We start from the raw sequence: 1,880 nt of genomic DNA on the forward strand, positions 1-1,880 counted from the left end.
GCCCAGGAACACGGCGTTGGCATTGTTTCGCCCGGTGATGCTGTCGAACCCGGTCGGCGACGGCGATCTCGAAAAGCTCGATCCGGCCGATTATGCCGCCGAATGGAAATGGGACGGCATCCGTGTCCAGGCGGTGGCGGAGGGCGGCATCCGCCGGCTCTATTCGCGCACCGGCGATGACGTTTCGGGCGCCTTTCCGGACCTCGCCGAGGCCATGCATTTTTCCGCAACGCTGGACGGCGAACTGCTTGTCGGCGATCCCCGGGAGGCGACGGGAACCTTCTCCGATCTGCAGCAACGGCTGAATCGCAAGACGGTGGCACCGAAGATGCAGCAGCAATACCCGGCCTTCATGCGCTGCTACGATCTGCTCCAGGTCGGCGGCGAGGATTTGCGCGCGCTGCCGTTTCGCGAACGGCGCGGCCGGCTGGAAAGCTTTGTCGCGACACTCGACCCGAGCCGTTTCGATCTGTCGCCATTCGTCGACTTCACGGACTGGCAAACGCTGGAGGAACTGCGCCGGGCGCCGCCGCATCCGATCATCGAAGGCGTCATGCTGAAGCGCTGGGACTCAGCCTATGTCGCCGGCCGGCCGAAAGGTCCGTGGTTCAAGTGGAAACGCGATCCGCACACAGTGGACGCGGTGCTGATGTATGCGCAGCGCGGCCACGGCAAACGGTCGAGCTTCTATTCCGACTATACGTTCGGTGTCTGGACAGGTGCCGAAGGCGAAGAAGAACTGGTACCGGTCGGCAAGGCCTATTTCGGCTTCACCGACGAGGAGTTGAAGCAGATCGACAAATATGTCCGCGACAACACGATCGAGCGTTTCGGGCCGGTGCGCTCGGTGCGGGCCGACCGCGACAACGGCCTGGTGCTGGAAGTCGCCTTCGAAGGACTGAACCGCTCGACCCGGCACAAATCCGGCGTCGCCATGCGCTTTCCCCGCATTTCGCGATTGCGCTGGGACAAGCCGGCCAACGAGGCCGACCGCATCGAAACGCTGCAGGCGCTGCTCGACCGATAATTAGCGCGGTGCGGGGTTCGCTATGGCTCGATCGAAACGCGGATTTCGTAGATGTCGGCGGCCTTGCCCTGCTTGTCGAAGTCGGAATTGATGGCAATGGTGCCGGCCGAGCCCGGATGCTTGTCGGGAAACTGCACGTCGAACAGATATTCGTTCTGCTGCTGGCCGACCGCATAGCGCTTGCGGCCGCAGTCGCCGAGTTCGCCGAAATTGCAGTCGACCGAAATCTGCGTCTCCTTGCCTTCTTCGGAGCGGGCAATGATGTCGAACACGGCATGTTTGCCGGCCAGTTTCTCCAGCACGCCTTGTCCGACGTCGAAGCTGATCGCCGAACCGGACGCGCCGGAACGGATGCGCAGGAACGAACCGGTATCGTCCTTCATCACCTCGGCCCTGGCGTCCGATGGCGCACTGACATGCGATGCATCGGCCGGCGAAAACACATTGATCCAGTCGCGCGACTGGTCGGCGGCGCCGGGTTTTGCCGGACCGCCGTCGGCCGGTGTGAAATCGTCGTCCTCGACGGTCGGCGGCGCTTCAGGTGGTGCGGTGTCGAGTTGGGCCGACGTCTTGAACACGCCGGTCTGCACGGCGAAGAACAGGCCGATGCCAACCGCTGCCAGCAGTGTCACGGTCAGGAAGATGGCGGTCAGCGGCAGGCGACGCCCTCTTATGCGTCTTTCATCGCGGTCGGGCGCCACTTCCGTGGTCGCGCCGGCCGCGGCCGGAACCGACATGTCGATGGCCGGTGCATCGGGAAGCGAGGCGTCCGGCATGATGTCGGGAACGACGGGCAGGACGCGCGAGCGCGGCGCATCGGCAGCGGATTGCACGGGGCCGTCGACGACGACAT

At 64.2% G+C, this 1,880-nt stretch carries 2 protein-coding genes; one reads left to right on the forward strand and one right to left on the reverse strand.

The window, feature by feature from the left end; all coding sequences use genetic code 11:
• A partial coding sequence (locus EN925_RS34160) for a cisplatin damage response ATP-dependent DNA ligase (RefSeq protein WP_128337281.1) occupies window positions 1–1,027 on the forward strand: 1,027 nt, incomplete at its 5' end.
• 20 nt (window positions 1,028–1,047) lie between these two features.
• Here the strand turns inward: EN925_RS34160 and EN925_RS34165 are convergent.
• Window positions 1,048–1,880: hypothetical protein (locus EN925_RS34165; protein WP_128337282.1), on the reverse strand; the 833-nt coding region annotated here is incomplete at its 5' end.

It is taken from the genome of Mesorhizobium sp. M7A.F.Ca.US.006.04.2.1 (assembly GCF_004022915.1).
Classification (GTDB): domain Bacteria; phylum Pseudomonadota; class Alphaproteobacteria; order Rhizobiales; family Rhizobiaceae; genus Mesorhizobium; species Mesorhizobium ciceri.